The sequence below is a fragment of the Candidatus Aciduliprofundum sp. HYA1 genome, assembly GCF_056175085.1.
This window is the reverse complement of sequence record NZ_CM149694.1, coordinates 1217901-1237058: the sequence shown is the minus strand read 5'-3', so window position 1 is coordinate 1237058 and position 19158 is coordinate 1217901. Positions and strand designations below refer to the sequence as shown.

General features: G+C 43.2%; 20 protein-coding genes. 12 read left to right on the top strand and 8 right to left on the bottom strand.

Going from position 1 to position 19158, the window contains the following annotated elements:
• Positions 1-45: 45 nt before the first annotated feature.
• Both AC0S1O_RS06780 and AC0S1O_RS06775 read left to right on the top strand, forming a co-directional pair.
• Complete coding sequence (locus AC0S1O_RS06780; protein ID WP_475393564.1) at positions 46-3318, top strand: DNA polymerase II large subunit; 3273 nt, start codon at positions 46-48, stop codon at positions 3316-3318.
• Entirely contained in the window at positions 3315-4082 is a 768-nt protein-coding gene (locus AC0S1O_RS06775; RefSeq protein ID WP_475393563.1) for an ATP/GTP-binding protein, read from the top strand. The genes AC0S1O_RS06780 and AC0S1O_RS06775 overlap by 4 nt, the downstream gene beginning before the upstream one ends.
• Here the strand turns inward: AC0S1O_RS06775 and pyrE are convergent, their stop codons facing one another.
• Both pyrE and AC0S1O_RS06765 read right to left on the bottom strand, forming a co-directional pair.
• Positions 4083-4583, bottom strand: a complete 501-nt coding sequence (pyrE, locus tag AC0S1O_RS06770; protein WP_475393562.1) for an orotate phosphoribosyltransferase — start codon at positions 4581-4583, stop codon at positions 4083-4085. It abuts the gene before it with no gap.
• A 21-nt stretch (positions 4584-4604) separates the two neighbouring features.
• Entirely contained in the window at positions 4605-4877 is a 273-nt protein-coding gene (locus tag AC0S1O_RS06765) for a hypothetical protein (RefSeq protein ID WP_475393561.1), read from the bottom strand.
• A gap of 115 nt (positions 4878-4992) precedes the next feature.
• On the opposite strand from AC0S1O_RS06765, the gene AC0S1O_RS06760 reads away from it, so the two are divergent.
• Positions 4993-5268: an acylphosphatase gene (locus tag AC0S1O_RS06760; RefSeq protein ID WP_475393560.1), complete on the top strand. Its 276-nt coding sequence runs from the start codon at positions 4993-4995 to the stop codon at positions 5266-5268.
• A complete protein-coding gene (locus AC0S1O_RS06755) occupies positions 5268-6005 on the top strand; it encodes an SAM hydrolase/SAM-dependent halogenase family protein (protein ID WP_475393559.1) in 738 nt (245 codons plus the stop codon). Before AC0S1O_RS06760 ends, AC0S1O_RS06755 begins: the two co-directional genes overlap by 1 nt.
• On the opposite strand, the gene AC0S1O_RS06750 is transcribed toward AC0S1O_RS06755, so the two are convergent.
• Genes AC0S1O_RS06750 through AC0S1O_RS06740 form a run of 3 tightly spaced genes read right to left on the bottom strand, consistent with a single transcriptional unit; the run spans position 5996 to position 7458 of the window.
• On the bottom strand, positions 5996-6559 hold the full coding sequence (locus AC0S1O_RS06750) for a hypothetical protein (protein ID WP_475393558.1): 564 nt from the start codon (positions 6557-6559) through the stop codon (positions 5996-5998). The genes AC0S1O_RS06755 and AC0S1O_RS06750 overlap by 10 nt on opposite strands.
• Positions 6560-6871: a hypothetical protein gene (locus tag AC0S1O_RS06745; RefSeq protein ID WP_475393557.1), complete on the bottom strand. Its 312-nt coding sequence runs from the start codon at positions 6869-6871 to the stop codon at positions 6560-6562.
• Positions 6868-7458 carry a hypothetical protein gene (locus tag AC0S1O_RS06740; RefSeq protein WP_475393556.1) on the bottom strand — a complete coding sequence of 197 codons (591 nt, stop codon included), beginning with the start codon at positions 7456-7458 and terminating at the stop codon, positions 6868-6870. The genes AC0S1O_RS06745 and AC0S1O_RS06740 overlap by 4 nt, the downstream gene beginning before the upstream one ends.
• Before the next feature lie 80 nt (positions 7459-7538).
• Here AC0S1O_RS06740 and purB point away from each other — a divergent pair, with 80 nt between their 5' ends.
• The 3 genes from purB (at position 7539) to AC0S1O_RS06725 (ending at position 12062) form a co-directional block, all read left to right on the top strand.
• Positions 7539-8858 carry an adenylosuccinate lyase gene (gene purB, locus AC0S1O_RS06735; protein WP_475393555.1) on the top strand — a complete coding sequence of 440 codons (1320 nt, stop codon included), beginning with the start codon at positions 7539-7541 and terminating at the stop codon, positions 8856-8858.
• Positions 8859-8876: 18 nt separating this feature from the next.
• Complete coding sequence (locus AC0S1O_RS06730) at positions 8877-9593, top strand: nucleotidyltransferase family protein (protein WP_475393554.1); 717 nt, start codon at positions 8877-8879, stop codon at positions 9591-9593.
• A 144-nt stretch (positions 9594-9737) separates the two neighbouring features.
• Complete coding sequence (locus AC0S1O_RS06725) at positions 9738-12062, top strand: adenosylcobalamin-dependent ribonucleoside-diphosphate reductase (protein ID WP_475393553.1); 2325 nt, start codon at positions 9738-9740, stop codon at positions 12060-12062.
• Here the strand turns inward: AC0S1O_RS06725 and AC0S1O_RS06720 are convergent.
• The gene (locus AC0S1O_RS06720) at positions 12059-12544 is read right to left on the bottom strand and encodes a hypothetical protein (protein WP_475393552.1); all 486 of its coding nucleotides are present in this window, start codon (positions 12542-12544) and stop codon (positions 12059-12061) included. The genes AC0S1O_RS06725 and AC0S1O_RS06720 overlap by 4 nt on opposite strands.
• Before the next feature lie 55 nt (positions 12545-12599).
• Positions 12600-15047 carry a plasma-membrane proton-efflux P-type ATPase gene (locus AC0S1O_RS06715; RefSeq protein ID WP_475393551.1) on the bottom strand — a complete coding sequence of 816 codons (2448 nt, stop codon included), beginning with the start codon at positions 15045-15047 and terminating at the stop codon, positions 12600-12602.
• 108 nt (positions 15048-15155) lie between these two features.
• Here AC0S1O_RS06715 and AC0S1O_RS06710 point away from each other — a divergent pair, with 108 nt between their 5' ends.
• Complete coding sequence (locus AC0S1O_RS06710) at positions 15156-15917, top strand: DUF7839 domain-containing protein (RefSeq protein ID WP_475393550.1); 762 nt, start codon at positions 15156-15158, stop codon at positions 15915-15917.
• On the opposite strand, the gene purM is transcribed toward AC0S1O_RS06710, so the two are convergent.
• A complete protein-coding gene (gene purM, locus AC0S1O_RS06705) occupies positions 15914-16888 on the bottom strand; it encodes a phosphoribosylformylglycinamidine cyclo-ligase (RefSeq protein WP_475393549.1) in 975 nt (324 codons plus the stop codon). The two genes, AC0S1O_RS06710 and purM, sit on opposite strands and share 4 nt — an antisense overlap.
• Positions 16889-16967: 79 nt before the next feature.
• On the opposite strand from purM, the gene AC0S1O_RS06700 reads away from it, so the two are divergent.
• The 4 genes from AC0S1O_RS06700 to AC0S1O_RS06685 are packed head-to-tail and all read left to right on the top strand — an operon-like array spanning position 16968 to position 19158.
• Positions 16968-17894: a radical SAM protein gene (locus tag AC0S1O_RS06700; protein ID WP_475393548.1), complete on the top strand. Its 927-nt coding sequence runs from the start codon at positions 16968-16970 to the stop codon at positions 17892-17894.
• Between the two features lie 39 nt (positions 17895-17933).
• The gene (locus AC0S1O_RS06695) at positions 17934-18218 is read left to right on the top strand and encodes a 50S ribosomal protein L44e (RefSeq protein ID WP_048103888.1); all 285 of its coding nucleotides are present in this window, start codon (positions 17934-17936) and stop codon (positions 18216-18218) included.
• A complete protein-coding gene (locus AC0S1O_RS06690; protein ID WP_475393547.1) occupies positions 18218-18397 on the top strand; it encodes a 30S ribosomal protein S27e in 180 nt (59 codons plus the stop codon). Before AC0S1O_RS06695 ends, AC0S1O_RS06690 begins: the two co-directional genes overlap by 1 nt.
• Positions 18394-19158 carry a translation initiation factor IF-2 subunit alpha gene (locus AC0S1O_RS06685; RefSeq protein WP_475393546.1) on the top strand — a complete coding sequence of 255 codons (765 nt, stop codon included), beginning with the start codon at positions 18394-18396 and terminating at the stop codon, positions 19156-19158. Before AC0S1O_RS06690 ends, AC0S1O_RS06685 begins: the two co-directional genes overlap by 4 nt.

Below are 19158 nucleotides of genomic sequence, written 5' to 3'. Positions count from 1 at the left end.
GATAATGGAAAGTGTTATAACCCATCCATCTTTTGGGGTTAGAGGATGGTGGAAGCGAGCAAGGAGATGCAAAAATATTTTGAGGAACTTGAACGAAGGGCCGAAGAGTGTTATAGAGTTGCAAAGGAAGCAAGAAGTATGCATCTTGATCCTGTTGGAGATGTTGAGATTCCCCGTGCAAAGGATCTTGCGGCCAGGGTTGAAGAATTGATAGGTGTGAAGGGAATTGCTGAGGATATCAGGGAACTCAGCAAGAAGTACGATAGGGGAATGGTTTCTCTGCTCATGGCCAAGAAGATTGCCCGAAGATTTGAGCGTAAGGATGAGGCTCTTGACAAGGCCGTTCGGGTAGGTCTTGCAGTTCTCACCGAGGGAATTCTTGTGGCTCCCCTTGAGGGGATAGCCCATGTAAAAATCAAGAAGAATTTTGATGGTACTGAATACGTTTCCATGTACTATGCCGGGCCAATAAGGGGTGCGGGAGGAACTGCCCAGGCCTTGAGCGTTCTCATTGCAGATGTGGTTAGGAGAGAATTGGGCATTGATAGGTACAAGCCCACTGAGGAGGAAATTGAGAGGTACAAGGAGGAGATCCAGCTTTACGACAGAATCCACCATTTGCAGTACAGGCCCTCAAATGAGGAAATTGAACTGGTTGTGAAAAACTGCCCGGTGTGCATAGATGGAGAGGGTACTGAGAAGGTTGAAGTTAGCGGATACCGTGATCTCCCAAGGGTTGAGGGTAATCGTGTGAGGGGAGGTATGTGTCTTGTACTTGCCGAAGGACTGCTGCAGAAGACCAAGAAAATAAAGGCCTATGTGGATATGCTAAAAATCGACGGATGGGAATGGATAAACAAACTCATACCTGAGGTCAAGGAGGACAGGTTTGAACTCAAACCGTCCGAAAAGTATATGAAGGATGTGATAGCGGGGAGACCCATTTTCTCCTATCCCATGGCTCCGGGGGGTTTTAGGCTAAGATATGGCCGCTGCCGTGCTGGAGGACTGGCAACAATAAGCATTAATCCTGCAACCATGTACTTGCTCAACAAGTTCATAGCCATAGGCACACAACTCAAAACAGAGCGTCCCGGCAAGGCAGGGGGAATGACCTCCTGCGATACCATAGAGGGGCCAATAGTGCTGCTCGAAAATGGAGATCTGATTCAAATTAACGATTACGATAGTGCCAGGGAGTATTACGATAAGGTCAGGGAGATAGTGGATGTGGGAGAGATTCTCATACCATACGGTGAGTTTCTTGAGAACAATCATCCTCTTGTGCCCGCATCCTATGTGATTGAGTGGTGGGAGCAGGAGGCCCAGCGGGCCGGATTTCACGGTGAGGTCAGGGATGCGTTCCATGCCTTTGAGATATCTGAGAAATATGGCGTGCCACTCCATCCAGATTACAACCTTTTCTGGCACGATTTGAGTTATGAAGAACTTGAAAAATTGAGGGATTATGTGGCTCAAAACTCATTTTGGAAGAATGGAGAGTTGCACATAGAGAAAAATGATGAGATAAAAGAAATACTTAAAAAATTGGGTGCTCTGCACAGGGAGAGAGATCATTACATTCTCGATAGATACGCATATCCCATTCTGCGCTGCCTTGGCTTGGATTTGGACGGTGAGAGCATAATAGAAAGGAGAGAGCCCAAGCGTGGGGAGATAATGGATGTGGTCTCTGATCTTGCAGGTGTGCAAATAAGGCCCAGAGCACCCGTAAGGATAGGTGCAAGAATGGGCAGACCTGAAAAGGCCGCACCCAGAAAAATGAAACCTCCAATACATTCACTCTTTCCCATAGGAAATGCGGGTGGAGACAGAAGGTTGATAAATGAAGCGGTGAAGAAAAGGGTGGTATCCATTGAGGTCGGGTTGAGAAAATGCCCCAAATGCGGAGAGAAAACCATGCTACCGTTCTGCCCCAACTGCGGGGTTCCCACTGAGTTCACAGGAGTTGTATCCACGAGGAAGGTGAATGTTGAGGATTTCTTCACCAGAGCGCAGGATTATCTCGGACTCAAGGTTAACTGGGATGTGAAGGGAGTAAAGAAAATGATGTCTCCTGAGCACATTCCTGAGCGTATGGAAAAGGGAATACTCAGAGCCAAGCACGGGGTTTTTGTTTTCAAGGATGGAACGGCAAGGTTTGATATGAGTGATATAGCGATAACACATTTCAGACCAAGGGAGATCGGATTGAGCGTTGAAAAGGCGAGAGAACTTGGATACAGGGTGGACTACAATGGTGAGGAACTTAAAAATGAGGATCAGATTCTTGAATTGAAGGTTCAGGACATAATAATCCCAAAGAAGGCCGCGGATTATCTGGTGAAGATCTCTAACTACGTGGACGAACTTTTGGAGAAATTCTACAAGATGCCAAGATTCTACAACGTTCGCTCCAAGGAAGACCTTATCGGGCATCTTGTAATAGGCCTCGCGCCCCACACCTCCGCTGGCATACTGGGCCGTATAATAGGATTCACCGATGCAAATGTGGGATTTGCCCATCCGTTCTTCCATGCGGCCAAACGCAGAAACTGTGATGGAGATGAGGATTCCATAATGCTGCTTCTTGAAGGTCTGCTTGATTTCTCACGCAAGTTCTTACCTTCCACGAGGGGGGGACTGATGGATGCACCCCTGGTTTTAACCACCAGAATATCTCCCACAGAGATTGACAAGGAAGCCCTGCACGTGGATGTTATGGACAGATATCCTTTGGAATTCTACGAGGCCACATTAAGATACGCGAAGCCGGATGAGGTTGCCGATATTATGGATTTTGTGAAAAAGAGAGTAGGCACCCCGAGACAGTACGAGGGCTTCAAGTTCACCCATGATACTGCCGATATAAACACAGGAATTTTAACCTCCTCCTACAAGGTTCTGGGAAGCATGGAGGAAAAACTTGATAGTCAGCTTGAACTGGCCAAGAAAATAAGGGCCGTTGACGAGCACGATATGGCCGCCCGCATAATAGCGCACCACTTCATTCCAGACATTATGGGCAATCTTAAAAAGTTTGGAACTCAGGGATTCAGATGCACGAGATGCCATGCCAAATTCAGGCGTGTGCCCTTAAACAACGTGTGTCCCTACTGCGGAGGTAATGTTATTCTCACCGTTCATGAGGGTTCCGTTAGAAAGTATCTGGATAAGGCACTAAAACTTGCCGATGAGTTTGAAGTTCCTCTCTACGTTAAGCAGAGGGTTCTGGCCCTGAAGGAATCCATAGATTCTCTTTTTGCCGTAGAGGAGGAAAAAAATAAAATAACCCTTGAATCTTTTCTTGGAGTATGATTGCAAATCTCTTTGTTGTTGGTCCTGCGGGAAGTGGAAAGAGCACATTCACGGCTGCTTTCAGGGACTGGATGATAAAAAACGAGTACGATGCCATAACGGTGAACCTTGATCCAGGAGCTGAAACTCTGCCCTACAATCCCGATGTGGATATAAGGGACATAATAGATCTCTCCTCCATAATGAGTGAATATGGGCTTGGTCCGAATGGGGCCCAGATAGTGGCAGCGGATATGATTGCAAACTTTGTGGAAGAGTTGAAGAGTGAGATCGATAGTTATGAGGCAGATTATGTAATTTACGACACTGCGGGTCAGATTGAGTTGTTTGCCTTCAGGGCGGCCAGCAAGTTTATTGTGGATTATCTTGGGGGAAAGAACAGTATGCTGGCATTTCTCTTCGATCCTGCCCTGGCCAAGTCTCCCTCGGGGTATGTATCCCTCCTGATACTATCCTCGTCCGTGTATTTTAGGTTTTACATTCCTTTCATAAATATCCTCTCCAAGGTGGATATTGTGGAGGATAGGGATCTGGAAAACATAGCCAGATGGAGTGAAAACTGGAACCATCTTTACGATTCCCTGCTCTCGGAGAATCCAGGGATGCAGAAGGAACTCAGCATTGAACTTTTCAAGGCTCTGGAAAATATAAACGCGTTTAGAACCCTGATCCCCACATCGGCCCGTATGCTCTACGGCTACGAGGACGTTTATTCAACAATTCAACTCACATTTGCAGGTGGAGAGGATCTTGAAAAAAGATAATTAGAGGAGGTCCTTGGCGCGGAGAAGGGAGATCAGTTTCACACCTTCCTTTTTAAGATTTTCATCGCCCCCCTCCTCCCTGTTCACCACGCATATCACCCGTTCAACCTTCAGCCCGGAATCTCTCAGAATTTTTATTGCCCTGAGTACCGAGCCGCCGGTGGTCACAACATCTTCTATAATATCCACGGTTAGTCCCTCTCTATAATCCCCCTCAATAAGTTTTGAAGTGCCGTATCCCTTTTTCTCCTTGCGTATTATGAGGTAATCCCTTTTCGCCTTAATCGCAGTGATTGCCACAAGGGGCACTGCTCCAAGTTCCACCCCTGCAAGAATATCCCCCTTTACATGTTCGACCAGAAGGTCCCCCATCAGCGAGAGAATTTCATGCTTTGTGCTCGCCTTCTTTATGTCCACATAATACTTGCTCTTTTTTCCAGAAGCAAGGGTAAAATCTCCAAATCTTATGGCTCCACATTCAATCAGTTTTTCCCTGAGCATAGGAGAGCATGGGTTCGAGAATTAAAGTTTTTCCTTCACCTCTTTAATTAGGACTCTCACCCTGGGTTTCTGGTAAGATGGTACTTTATTCAAATTCTCTTCTATGGCCTTCAGGAATTCTGTTATATTTTCCTCGTTCGCCTCCACAACCAGATCCTCCACCCTATTTTCCTTTTTTGCTGATATGGCAATAATAACTTTCCTTTTTCTTGGATCGATCTTGTATGCTTCGAACAGAATGCTTTTCTTTGATCCAATAATTTTTTCAAAATCTTTCGGATTTCGTATGTACATAGGGCAAATTCACCTTGCTTATATTTAAATTTTTTTGAATTTTGCCTCATTTTTGGTTTTGATTTCCAACTTTTTATGTTTAAAATTTAAATACTATTTTTTCAATCGGGGCTCCATGGATAGGATCAGAATGCATGTTTTCTTCTCAGGTCGTGTTCAGGGTGTATTTTTCAGGGCCTTCACAAAGGAGAATGCGGATAGGCTGGGAGTGAATGGCTGGGTTAGAAATTTGCCCGATGGACGGGTGGAGGCGGTGTTTGAGGGTCCAAGGGATAAGGTTGAAAAACTGCTGTACATGTGCAGGTACGAGCATCCCCATGCTCGAGTGGATGATGTTGAGATTCATTATGAAGAGCCAGAGAACATTGTTGGCTTCAGGGTGAGGTACTGATGATCACCCTTACAACTGATTTTGGATACATGGACCATTACGTTGGTGCCATGAAGGGGGTAATTCTGAAGATAAACCCCCAGGCCAGAATAATTGATATAACCCACGGCATTCGCAGGCACGATATCCGGCATGCTGCATACGTCCTGAATGCTATACTTCCCTACTTTAAAAATGCAGTGCATGTTTTCGTGGTGGATCCCGGTGTTGGCACGAGCAGGAAGGGTATAGCGGTGAAGTTGGGAGATTCCTGGTATGTGGGCCCGGATAATGGAATAGTAACCTATGTGGCGGATATGATTGAGGAGGTCTATGAGATCAAATTGGAGCCAAAGAGCACGACGTTTCATGGAAGGGACGTGTTTGCTCCTGCAGGAGCCTACATTGATATGGGAAGAGGTGATGAAATTCTGAGAAAGATCAAAAATGCAGAGTTGTTCCCTTACCAACCTCCAGTTAAAAATGGGGATATCTTGGAGGGGGAGATAATCCATGTGGACAGGTTTGGAAATGTGATAACGAATATCCTGGGAAGTATGGTGGGAATGCCTGCATACGTTGAGGTCTTTGGTATGAAACTCAGATTTTTACCATCCTACGGATTTGCTAAGCGGGGTGAGTTAATAGCCCTGATTAACAGTGAAAATTTCCTTGAATTTGCAGTCAATCAGGGTGATGCCTCTGCCAGACTTCCCTGCTCTGTTGGAGATAGGGTTGAAGTGAGAGTTCAGCATTGAATTGAAGATACCACCCCGTTGAAATCGGAAGAAAATTCAGGGGGATACGCGTATGCAACTATTATCGATTCAAATTTCTCCTGGCAGAAGTATGCGCCTATGGTGAGCTGTATCACCTTCGGTTTGAGTGGGAGCAGTGGTGGAACAGAGGAAGTGTAGTTAAGGTGCACGTCATATAGCTCCATCACGACCTCGCGGTTTTGAATCTCAACCTTTTTCTCTCCCTTATAAACCAGGAGTATGTTTACGTGGTACCTTTTTTTTATTTCATTTTCCGCAATGCTCTTGGTGTACTTAAGTGAGTAACTGTAACTGCTTGATGGTACGTAGGGAGTTCTGATGGTGGCAATCACAACTATTGCGGGGGTGATTGAGCCTCTTACGTAAACCTTGTAAACTCCCTGTGGAAGTTTACTCAAATTCTTTGTTTCAACTTCCACGTAGCCAATATGGGATATGTGTGCAGGACTGACGGGATATGAAAAAAATGCCAGATATATTGCGAATATAACGATGTATGTGAGAACACCTGCTATGATCTTTTTCACATTCATTCAGAGCACCTCCTGAATGAGTAGAATGCCTATTGCAATGGAAATCAGAAGTATTCCCTTCAAAAGTTTCATCTTTCTTCCCGATACCGCATAACCATGGAATCCTCCTATTCCGGAGAGGGTAATGGATACCGGAAACACGTACGCTCCTGGGAAGCCCTGAGGGATCATCATTATCGCAAGGAAAGTGTATATCCCTCCAAGTATGCTGTATACCCCCTCCACTTTCTCCCCACCATGGATAAGAAAAGCACCGTAGGCTATAAATGGCAGGGAAGATGACGCCAGAATTAACTGTGCCCACTCTATCATTCTCCCCTCTCCAGAGATTCTGCAGTTTTTTTGAACATAAGGGCCTCGTGTTCATAACTCTTGCTTCTCTGGTAATACTCTGCGGCCTTGGCCTTGTGCTGGGTCATCTTCTTCACGTATTCTGCCTGTTTCTCCTTAAGAGAGCTTATCTTTGAGTTAAGTGCAGAGATTCTTGTCTGCACCCTGGCTATTTTTGCTCGTAAACTCTCCCTCTTTTTAAGGGACGTGGCAGAGTTAAGGGCTTCCTGGTAATCGGCAATCTTTCTCTTGAGAAGTTTTATTTTCTCTCTAATCTCTTGCTCTCTTTCCTTGTACCTCGCCTTGTCTGCCTGATATTTTGCTACCTTCTCCATTTCGGCCTTGTACTTCTGATGATAAATGGAGGCCTTTCTTTCATATTCTGCTGCCCTTTTTCTGAGTTTTGAAGCTTCCCTGAACCTTTCCATTTTATCCTTCTCTTTCAGAGCCTCAATATGATCCTCCGCCTCTATATCTCTGTAGGAAGCCACCTCCTCATGCTCCTCATCAAATATTGATGGTAATTCGTAGGGTTTTGGCGCCCCTTTTTTCTTCTTAACTCTGTCCATAAATACACCGACTAGATATGCTTCTGGCCATAAATAAAATTTTCGGGAAATAATTAATAGAGACAAAGGCATGCTCACCTATGGCGATTTGTCCCTTGGAGTACAGATACGGGGTACCTGAAGTTAAGCGCATATTTTCTGAGGAATCAAAACTCCGGTACATGCTTAGGGTGGAAGCGGCCCTGGTGCGGGCCCATGCCCATGTTGGAAATGTGCCGGAGAAGTGTGTGAAGATAGTGAATGACAAAATAGATGATGTTAAAATTGAAAGGGTTAAGGAGATTGAGCATGAAATCAGGCACGATGTTATGGCGATGGTGCGTGCCTATGCGGAGGTGTGCGGTGAGTGTGGCAAGTACATACATCTGGGTGCAACGAGCAACGATATAATAGACACTGCCACCGCGCTTCAGATTAAGGAGTTTCTTGTGTATCTTGAAAATGCTCTCAGGAATTTTGAGGATACATTGGCCACGCTTGCTGATAGGTACAGGCACACGGTTATGCTAGGGCGCACCCATGGGCAGGCGGCCGTGCCCGTTACCTTTGGATTGAAAATGGCCGTTTTCTTGGCTGAGATTTTGAGACATCATGAGAGGCTGAAGGAGATAAAAAAGAGAATACTCGTTGGTAAGATGATGGGCGCCGTTGGAACCGGTGCCGCATTTGGAAAAAAAGCGCCTAAGATTCAGAAGTATGTGATGGATTATCTTGGGCTTGGATACGAGGAGGCCCCCACACAGATCGTTGGCAGGGACAGGTATTTTGAGTTTGTCTCCTTTCTGGCGGGCTTGGCCACGTCGCTTGAAAAATTTGCGACCGAGATAAGGAATCTGCAGAGACCCGAGATAGGTGAGGTTGAGGAGGAGTTTCGCTCCGAGAAGCAGGTTGGCTCAAGTACAATGGCCCACAAGAGAAATCCGATAACCGCTGAAAATATATGTGGCCTGGCAAGGGTAATTCGGGGATTTGTTATTCCCCAGTACGAGAGTTCAATTCTCTGGCATGAGAGGGACCTAACAAATTCCTCTGCAGAGCGGTTTATCATACCCCACGTATGCGTCCTCACCCATGACATACTGGTGAAATCCGCAAATCTTTTCGGCAATTTGAAGGTGAACGAAGATAGGATGCTTGAAAACATAAGGGCCCATGAGGAGATAATGGCCGAGGCCGTTATAATTTACCTGGTTGAGAGAGGATGGGATAGACAGGAGGCCCATGAAAGGCTCAGGAGAATATCCATGATGCCCGGTGTATTTCGGGAGAATTTGCTGAATGATCCGGAGGTGGGGCCCCTTCTGAGGGATAAGATTGATGGGATTCTAGATCCCTTGAACTATGTGGGAGTGAGTGATGAGATAATAGACGGTGTGCTTGATAAAAAATCTAAAATTTGATGAGCACATCTCCTTCCTATGAAGGCACTCATACTTGCAGGGGGATTTGCCAGGAGACTTGCTCCCATTACTGATTTCATCGCAAAGCCATTGCTCCCTGTTGGCGACAGGTTAATAATTGACTGGATTGTGGACAAGATAAGGGATGCTGGAATCAAAGAGATAATTGTATCAACAAATGCTTATTATGAGAGGGAGTTCAGATACTGGATGAGGTGTAGGAGTGAGGATATTGATCTTCTCATAGAGCCAACAAGGAGCGAGGAGGAAAAGTTCGGTGCAATTGCGGGTATAAAATACGCCATGGATGAATACGGGATCGATGAGTATCTGATAGTTGCAGGGGATAATTATTTTGACCTCTCCCTTGCGAAATTTCTTGAATTTTACAGAGAGAAGCGCGCTCCAGTTATTGCACTTTACGATGTTGGAGATCTCAGTAAGGCTACCAGATATGGAGTGGTGAGTATAGATGAGAATAACAAAATCACAAAATTCGTTGAAAAGCCATCAAATCCGGAGAGCACCCTCGTTGCAACTGCGTGCTATGCCTTCCCTAAGAATATTTTTGATAAATTGAATGAGTATCTCAATGATAAAAACAACCCCGACAGTCCTGGCTATTTTGTATCTTGGCTTGTTGGTAGGGAACCTGTGTACGGCTATACATTTGATGGAATCTGGCTTGACATAGGCAATATAGACGAATACAGGAGAGCATTTAGATCAATTTAGTTAACACCTTTTTTACCAATATTTTTACCATGTGTATGAACCTTTATGCATGAAACTTTGTCTAAAAAAAGAATTTAAACGCACAGTTTTATGGTTAACTTACCCGCGAAATAAAAAAGAAGTATGTCAGAAGAGGGTGAGTTGATGCAGGTTGTAAAAAGAGATGGAAGGATAGTGGACTTTAGCGAGGGCAAGATATTCAAAGCGATCTGGAAGGCAATGGAGTCTGTTGGAGGATACAGCGAGGAGGATGCACATAGGGTTACCATGAGGGTAGTTGATAAGATTCTCTCATTGGGCAAGGAGAGTGTGGGTGTTGAGGAGATACAGGATATTGTCGAAGAGGCCCTTATGCTTGAAGGTTATATTCACGTGGCCAAGGCCTATATTCTTTACAGGGAGGAAAGAAGAAAGTTGAGACAGGCAAAGAAGGTTATGGGCGTTGAAGATGATCTCAAACTCACCGTAAATGCTGTAAAGGTTCTCGAGGCGAGATACCTTCTCAAGGATGAGGAAGGCAACGTTATTGAGACACCAAGGCAGATGTTTGAGCGTGCGGCCCGATATCTCGCCCTTGTGGATATATTCTACGAGCCGGATATATACGATATGGATGGAAATCAGGAATTCAGGGATGTTGATGTGGATAAAAGGCCCGAATTTTTGAGTGTTTGGGAGTTCAAGATGATGAAGAGGGCCTATCAAAATCTATCCAGAGAGGGACATATGAAGGTTCCGTTCTCCTATGTCATAGAGGCCCTCAGGGAGAGATGGGATAAGATTGAGGTCACTAAGCGAGAGTTTGCGGATATTATGGAGAAAAGGATGTATATGCCAAATTCTCCCACACTCATGAACGCGAACACCAAATTGGGTCAATTAAGCGCATGCTTCGTTCTCCCCGTGCCGGACAGCATTGAGGGCATATTTGACGCGGTCAAATATGCGGCCATGATTCATAAAAGTGGTGGGGGCACGGGATTCTCCTTCTCCAGATTGAGGCCAAAGGGAGACATAGTTGCGAGCACCATGGGTGTGGCATCTGGGCCACTCTCATTCATGCGCGTGTTTGACGTGGCCACGGATGTCATAAAGCAGGGGGGAAAGAGAAGGGGCGCGAATATGGGAGTGCTCAGCGTCCACCATCCAGATATTTTGGATTTCATAACCTCGAAGGATTCCGAGAACAAGGTGCTGAGCAACTTTAACATAAGCGTGGCCATAACTGATGAGTTCATGGAAGCACTGCTCAACGACGACACATATCCGCTCAGAAATCCACGCACTGGAGAGGAGGTCAAGAGGATAAAAGCGAGGCAGGTATGGGATCTGATAGTGACGCAGGCGTGGAAGACCGGAGATCCGGGAATAATATTCATAGACGAGATAAACAGGAAGCATTCGGTAAAGCATCTTGGCGAGATAGAGAGCACGAATCCGTGCGGAGAGCAACCATTATTGCCCTATGAGTCCTGCAATCTGGGCTCAATAAATCTCTCGCTGTTTGTGGAGAATGGAAGGGTGAAGTGGGAAAAATTGAGAGATGTTGTTCACACAGCCGTGCACTTTATGGACAATGTAATAGATGCCAACAACTATCCTTTGCCTCAGGTAACCGAGATGACCAGAAAGTCCAGAAAGATAGGCCTCGGGGTGATGGGCTGGGCTGAAATGCTTATAAAATTGGGCATACCCTATGACAGCGAGGAGGCCATAGAGATGGCCGAGAAGGTAATGAAATTCATCAACGACGAATCTCACCGTGCAAGTATGAAACTGGCGGAGAGGAGAGGCGTGTTCCCAGCGTGGGAGGGAAGCGAGTGGTGGAAGAAGGGGATAAGGATAAGGAACGCCACAACAACGACGATAGCACCAACGGGCACCATAAGCATAATTGCGGGCACATCGTCGAGCATAGAGCCACTTTTCGCCATTGCCTTCATCCGCCGCGTTCTCGATGGCCAGGAACTTCTTGAAGTAAATCCACTATTTGAGGAAGTAACCAAGAGAGCGGGCATATACAGTGAGGAGTTGATGCGCAAGGTAGCCGAGACGGGAAGTGTGCAGCATCTTGATATTCCAGAGGATATAAAGAGGTTATTCCGCACCGCGCATGATGTGAGTCCGGAGTGGCATGTAAGAATGCAGGCCGCCTTCCAGAAGTACGTGGATAATGCAGTGAGCAAGACCGTTAATTTAAGGCATGAGGCAACCACGGGAGATGTTGAGGAGACCTATATTTTAGCATGGAAACTTGGATGTAAGGGAATAACAATTTACAGGGATGGAAGTAAGAGTGTTCAGGTGATTTACAGGGGCACAAAGGGCACGAAGCAGGAGGTAAAGGATGAAAATAAGGAGGAAAACCCCCTGATGGATCTGACCTTCAATGTGAAGGTTGATGAGAAGTACCTGAAGGTGGATAGCACCTTTGACCCCGCCTGCCCAACGGGTAAATGTGATAATTAATTTTTTATTTTTATTATTCCAATAATGTATATTATCATTATAAAAGTTAAATATGCTATGAATATTGGTGGATAGATATCGTTCCTCCACATAGATATACTCTCCGTGAGTATGTATATTATAATAAAAGAATAGCTAAAAGCAGGAAATTTTTTAATTTCATAATGTGCAGTTTTATAAAATAGTAAGAAGAATCCAGTAAATATAAACATATTCCAAAAAAAGTGGATAATTGAAGATTGGTAGAGATACCATAAAAGTACAGTAATAAAACCCAAAGCTCCAAGAATTACAGTAGCGTATTTCCATTTTTTTTCTAGAAATTTCATGCCTAATACTATCAAAAGGAGACTACCTGCTGCAGATAATCTTGTTACAAATGGATACGTTGTATATCCAAATACGTTTTCTAGCATTTCTATATATTTTGCAGATAGAATAATAATTATAGTAAGCAATAGAAATTTCTTAAGTATACTCATGAGGAAGGGAATGTTTAAAGTAAATATAAACTTTATTGAAAATATAATAAAAAATTTAGAAGAAACTCTTCTTAAATAGATTACGTCCTTCCATCATCCTGTATACTCCCTGTTTAGTAGCGTCTTCTATAAAGAACCATATAATACAATAAAGCCATATAAATCCCGCAAGCCAAAGCGGTAAAGCTCCTGCTAATCCAAAGCCATAAATAGCAATTATCGTAGCAAGAGCTTTAGTTCCTACAGCACTCCATAGCAATCCTTTGCCTGGCATAATACTCCAAAATGGTCCCTTTGTACGAGTGACAAATATGGTAAGATGTCCAGCTACTGCTAATTTTAAAAATATTAATGTTTGAAGAGTGGCAGAATTGGTAGCTGGTGATAACCCAAAATATTTGATTGAGATCCATAACAATAGGAAAGTTTCTATCACTCCCATTAATCCTAATGCGGTAGAGAGAACTAGGATTTTATGCATTTCCCATTTATTCGGTTTTTTGTCTATTTTTACATTATCATAGGCTATTGTTAGTATTGGTATATCGTTGAATAGGGCTAGAAGAATGATTAGTACAGGGGTTATAGGATAGAAATTAAATGCTAGAATTGCCAAAGTCACAAAGAATAATACTCTTATTGTTTCTGTTATTCTGTATATTACGTAGCTGTACATTCTTTTGAATATTTTCCTTGATTCTACAATAGCATCTTTAATTACAGATATACCTTCTTTTAGAAGCGCAATTCCTGCTGCAGATCTTGCTGCGTCTGTAGCTCCTGCAACGGCAATACCAACATCTGCTTTTTTAAGAGCTGGTGCATCATTAACCCCGTCACCCGTCATAGCCACTGTATGCCCATTCTTTTGCAAAGTATCTACAATAGTAAATTTATGCTCAGGGAATACTTCTGCAAAGCCATTTGCCTCTTCTATGAACTCAACTCTCTTAGAATGGTGAGCCACTTTTAAAACTTCATATGGATATATTTTCTTACCTATGTTTAGTTTTTGAGCTATTTCTTGGGCTATAGAAAGGTGATCTCCAGTAATCATTTTTACTCTTATTCCATTTTCTTGAAGGAATTTTATAGTCTCTGCAGCATCTGGTCTTGGTGGATCAAATAATGGTATCAATCCAACAAGATCCCAATTATTTTGCTTTTTTACGGCTACTCCAATTACTCTATAACCATGATGTGCATTCTCATTCACAATATTAGAAACTTTATTTTTGAGAGATTCATCGGCATGAGTAAGGGACAAGATAATCTGAGGTGCACCTTTTGCCACTTGAAATTTCTCTCCATTCTTTTCAACTATTGCTTCTGTTCTTTTTATTATGGGATCAAAGGGGGTAAATTTTATCTGGTGATATTTTTCATATATACTTGTCAAATTCATTTTTTTAAGTGCACTAAGCACTGCAAGATCAATAGGGTCTTTGTTCTCTTCCACAGAAGCCAGAGCTCCAAATAGAATCACATCTTCTTTTTTGTATTTTCCTAACGGAACTACATCTCCTACAGTCAGTTTATTCAAGGTCAGTGTTCCAGTTTTATCAGCACATAAAGTATCTACTCCTGCTAATTCTTCTATAGCAACTAATTTTGTAACTATAGCCTGTCTTTTTGCCAATTCATATGCTCCAATTGCCATAGTTATTGAAAGAACAGCTGGTAATGCTGCTGGAATTGCGGCAACTACTAGTACTAAAGAAAATCTAATAAGTTCTAAAGGATCCATGCCTCTCTGGAGCTGAACTATTGCTACAGCAGTAACTAGAAATATAGTCAAAAGTATTAGATAATTTCCTATTTTTGTGATTAATTTTTGATACTTGCTTTCAGTTTTAGCTAGCTGTACTAGTTGTACGGTTTTTCCAAAGTATGTGTTTAATCCGGTAGCAACGACAATGCCAGTCATCTCTCCTCTTTTTATATGAGAGCCTGAATACACAATTTCTCCTCTTCTTTTAGTAACTGGTACTGACTCACCAGTCAATACCGACTCGTCTACATTTACATATTCACCATCTAGAAGTTTTATATCTGCAGGGGCAATGTCACCCATTCGTATTCTCACAATATCTCCTGGCACAAGCTCTTTAGCTGGAATGGTTTTCCAAGCTCCATTTCTCAATACTCTTGCTTGTAAAGAAAGTTTGTTTTTCAGAAATTCTATTATATTCTCTGCTTTATGCTCTTGCCAGAATCCAATAATACCGTTAACAAGAAGTAGTGAAAATATAATCCAAAAATCAACCCAATGTTGAATAAGTGCACTTAAAATTGCCGCTATTTCTATCATCCAGGGTATAGGTCCCCAGAAGTATGACAAAAACTTGATCACAGGATTTACTTTTTTCTCTGGAATCTCATTATATCCATATTTTTCTAAACGCTTTTTTGCTTCTTCTTCTGTAAGACCTGTCTTAGGGGATGCTTCTAGTTGACTGATTACATTCTCTATACTCATAGATTTGTAATCTTTGGAACTCATAGTAATCACCAAGGGGGGAAATATATCTCTACTTAATTTATTTTTCTACTTACAGAAAAAATATTTTGGAATAAAAAATATATAAACTTTCTTGCTATACTTTTAGATATGGTAATTCTTAGAGATAAAGGTAGAATAACCGAAATGATGATTCTTATTTCTCTCCTGAAAGGTAATAGGAAACTGAAAGAGATAGCTATGGATGTGAATATAACTGTACAAGGAGTATCTGAATATATGAAAATTCTTGAATCTAAGGGATTTGTGAAGAATGGACATATAACTCAAGATGGAATGGAATTTCTTAATTCATCTTTAGAAGATATTGGGGATTTTCTTCATTCTGCAACTAGATTAATTGGAAAAATTAAGGTTACGGAGGCAATTGCAGGAGAGGATATAAAGGAGGGAGAGGAAGTAGGATTATTTATGAAAAATGGGTATGTACATGCTTATAAGAAAAAATCGTCCTCTACAGGTATAGCTATTATTAGTGCAAAAAAAGGTGAAGATATAGGAATAAACAATTTAAAGGGAATAATGGACATAAAATATGGAAAGATAGAGATTTATGTTATGCCGCCTATAGAAGAAGGTGGGAGCAGGATAGTAAACATCCAAAAAATAAAAAATATTATTAAAGAGAAAAAAAGTAGAAAAATTGGAGTATTTGGAGTAGTTGCTTCTGTAGTGATTAAAAAGATAGTAAATCCAGATTTTGAATATGGCTCAGTACATTCTGCCATAGACGCATCAGTTAGAGGGATAGATACTATTCTCTTTGTCTCTCACGAACTTTTGCCCTATACTCTTCAGGTAATTTCAGAAAGTAATGTGAGTTATGAAGTGAAAAATATAAAGGATATTTAATAATGGGTATATCTAACTTTTAGTTGGGGGATTGTGATCTCCGCTCCATCTTCCACATATCCGACTACCCTTGCATCTCCTATGCTCTTTTTCACATACTCCTCGCAATCTTCAGGCGCTATTATGGCAAACCCCATTCCCATGTTGTAGGTTCTGTACATCTCTTCATAATCAACACTGGCTATCTCCATTATCAGCCCGAATATCTTCTGGGGTTTCATGGGAGAGTCTATAACGTATTTCATTCTCTTTACTCGCATGAAATTTTTCAACCCGCCTCCTGTTATGTGGACCAGGCCGTGGGGTCTGCATCTTTTGAGGAGTTCCATAACCTCCCTCACGTAGATTCTTGTTGGAGTGAGCAGTTCATCCCCTATGGTTTTATTTCCGAATTTTTCGTGCAGATCTAGCACCTTTCTTGCCAGAGTTAGCCCGTTGGAATGTATCCCGCTGCTTGGAACCCCGAAAATCAGGTCACCCTTTTTTATATCCTCGCCCGTTATAAGTGCATCCTTTTTCACGATTCCTATGCTCGTTCCTGAAAGGTCCAGACCATTTACAATCTCAGGTATTGTGGCAGTTTCCCCGCCCACAATTTCAACGTTTGCCAACTGGGCACCCCTGTTCAATCCCATGCCTATCTGTCTTGCCATATCCAAATCATATCCCCCTATGGCAAGGTAATCCACAAATGCTATGGGTTCAGCTCCCACGGTTATGGTATCGTTTACATTCATAGCAATGCAATCAATTCCAATCGTATCCCATCTTTTCAACTCGTTTGCAATCAGCACCTTGGTGCCCACCCCATCGGTGTTCATGGCGATATAGTAATCTCCAAAACTCACAAGGCCTGTGAAATGCTTTTTTAAATTTTTCATCATTCCCCTGCTAAACTTTAACTGCTCTACTAAAGTTCCTATGAACTTTGCCTCCATGTCTATGTCCACACCTGCATCCTTGTATCTCATCAAATCACCCTACTTGTAATATGTGCCAAAGATTTAAAAGTTTCAGCAAGTTTATTAACTTCCTTAGGCATGCCTAAATATGCTAATATTTGGTCCCGTGCCTTCACGGCGTCTTGGCAGGAGTTTGGGAATAAACAACATACCCTACAAGGTGTGCACCTATGCATGTGTTTACTGCCAGATTGGAAGGACATTGAGAATGAGCGTTGAGCGCCGGAGTTTCTATGATCCAGAAAAGATATATGAGGAGGTTAAAAGGAGAATGGGCGAAGAATTGGACTACATAACCATAGTGCCAGATGGAGAGCCCACCCTGGATTTGAATTTGGGTAAACTGGCCACAATGCTCGGGGATTTTTCATATCCACTTGCAATACTCACCAACTCATCCCTGGTATGGAGAGAGGACGTGCAGGAGGATCTGTTGAATTTTGATTACATATCATTCAAGGTGGATGCGGTGAGCCATGAACTCTGGCGCAGGGTGGACAGGCCCCACAAATCCTTGAGAATTGAAGAAGTTCTCCAGGGTCTTCTTGATTTCAGAAAGAACTTCAAGGGAAAAATTGTAACGGAGACAATGCTCATTTCCGGAGTGGATTATTCCGATGAACTTGAAAAAATAGGATCCTTTTTGAATGCATTGAATCCTGATATTGCCTACATAGCCATACCCACGAGACCTCCCGCGGAGCCATGGGTTAAGCCAGCCAGTGAGGAGGTGGTTACTGAGGCGTACCATATATTTTCCAGCAACGTGAACAGGGTTGAATACCTCATAGGGTACGAGGGCAGCGAATTTGCAGCAACTGGTAATTTTGAGGAGGACATTCTGAGCATAACCTCCGTGCATCCCATGCGTGAGGATGCTGTCAGCAGGCTCATGGATAAGGATGGAGCATCTGAGGAAATGCTTGAAAAACTCATACGGGAGGAAAAAATAAAAAGAATAGAGTTTCAGGGACATGTTTATTACGTTCGCAGGTTTAAGGGTAAAAATACTTAAATATTATATGCCTATTTGCCCACTAATCTGGTGATGGGAATGAAGATGCCAAGGAAGGTTAAGATGTATTGTCCTTATTGCAAGAGACATACGATTCACACGGTTGAGAGGGTCAAAAAGCGCAAGGCCAGTGAGCTTAAGGCTGGGCAGCGTAGATTCCGCAGGGTTACTGCCGGATACGGTGGATTTCCCAGGCCCACCTACGAGGGCAGAGAGAAGCCCACAAAGCGTCTCAATCTCCGTTTCAGGTGCACCGAGTGCAATAGAGCCCACACATCTCCCATGATCCGTGCCAAGAAATTTGAACTGGTGGAGGTGAAATGATGGTCAAGGTTGAGGATAAGAGTTTTGTTAAGGTCAAGTGTCCCGACTGCGGGCATGAGCAGATCATATACTCAAAGGCAAGTATGGTGGTGAGATGCCACATATGCGGCGCTACCCTTGCGGTGCCCACCGGTGGTAAGGCAGACATAAAGGCCGAGGTAATAGAGGTGTATAAGTGAGAAAGGGATACCCTGAGACAGGTGAGTTTGTAATCGCGACCGTGAAGACTGTAAAGCCCTACGGGGCATTTGTCACCCTGGATGAGTATGAAGGAAAGGAGGGTTTTATCCATATAAGCGAGATTGCCACCGGGTGGATAAAGTACATAAGGGATCACGTTCGTGAGGGGCAGAAGGTCGTCTGCAAGGTTCTGCGTGTTGATCCATCCCGCGGGCACATTGATTTGAGTTTAAAGCGCGTGAATGAGCATCAGAAACGCGAGAAGATCCAGGAATGGAAAAATGAGAAAAAGGCTCAGAAATTGTTTGAAATTGTGGCTCAGCGGCTTGGAAAGAGTGTGGAGCAATGCTACGAGGAGTTTGGATATGAACTTATTGACCATTTTGGCACGTTGTTTGCTGCCTTTGAAGAGGCTGCAATAAATGAGGATGTTTTGAAGGACGAGGGATTTGATGGAGATTGGCTTGATACATTCATAGAGGTCGCCAAGGAGAACATAACTCCCCCCTATGTGCGCATATCTGGCTATCTGGAACTCACAACCACAGCACCGGATGGTATTGAGCACATAAAGAAGGTGTTGCAGGAGATTGAGGGGGAGGATGTGACTGTTACCTATATGGGCGCTCCTAGGTACAGGATAAATGTTAAGGCAGAGGATTACAAAACTGCCGAGGAGAAATTGCAGGCACTGGCAAACAGGGCCATTGAAGAGTTTTCAAAATTGGGTGGTGAGGGAGAGTACCACAGAAGGTTGTGA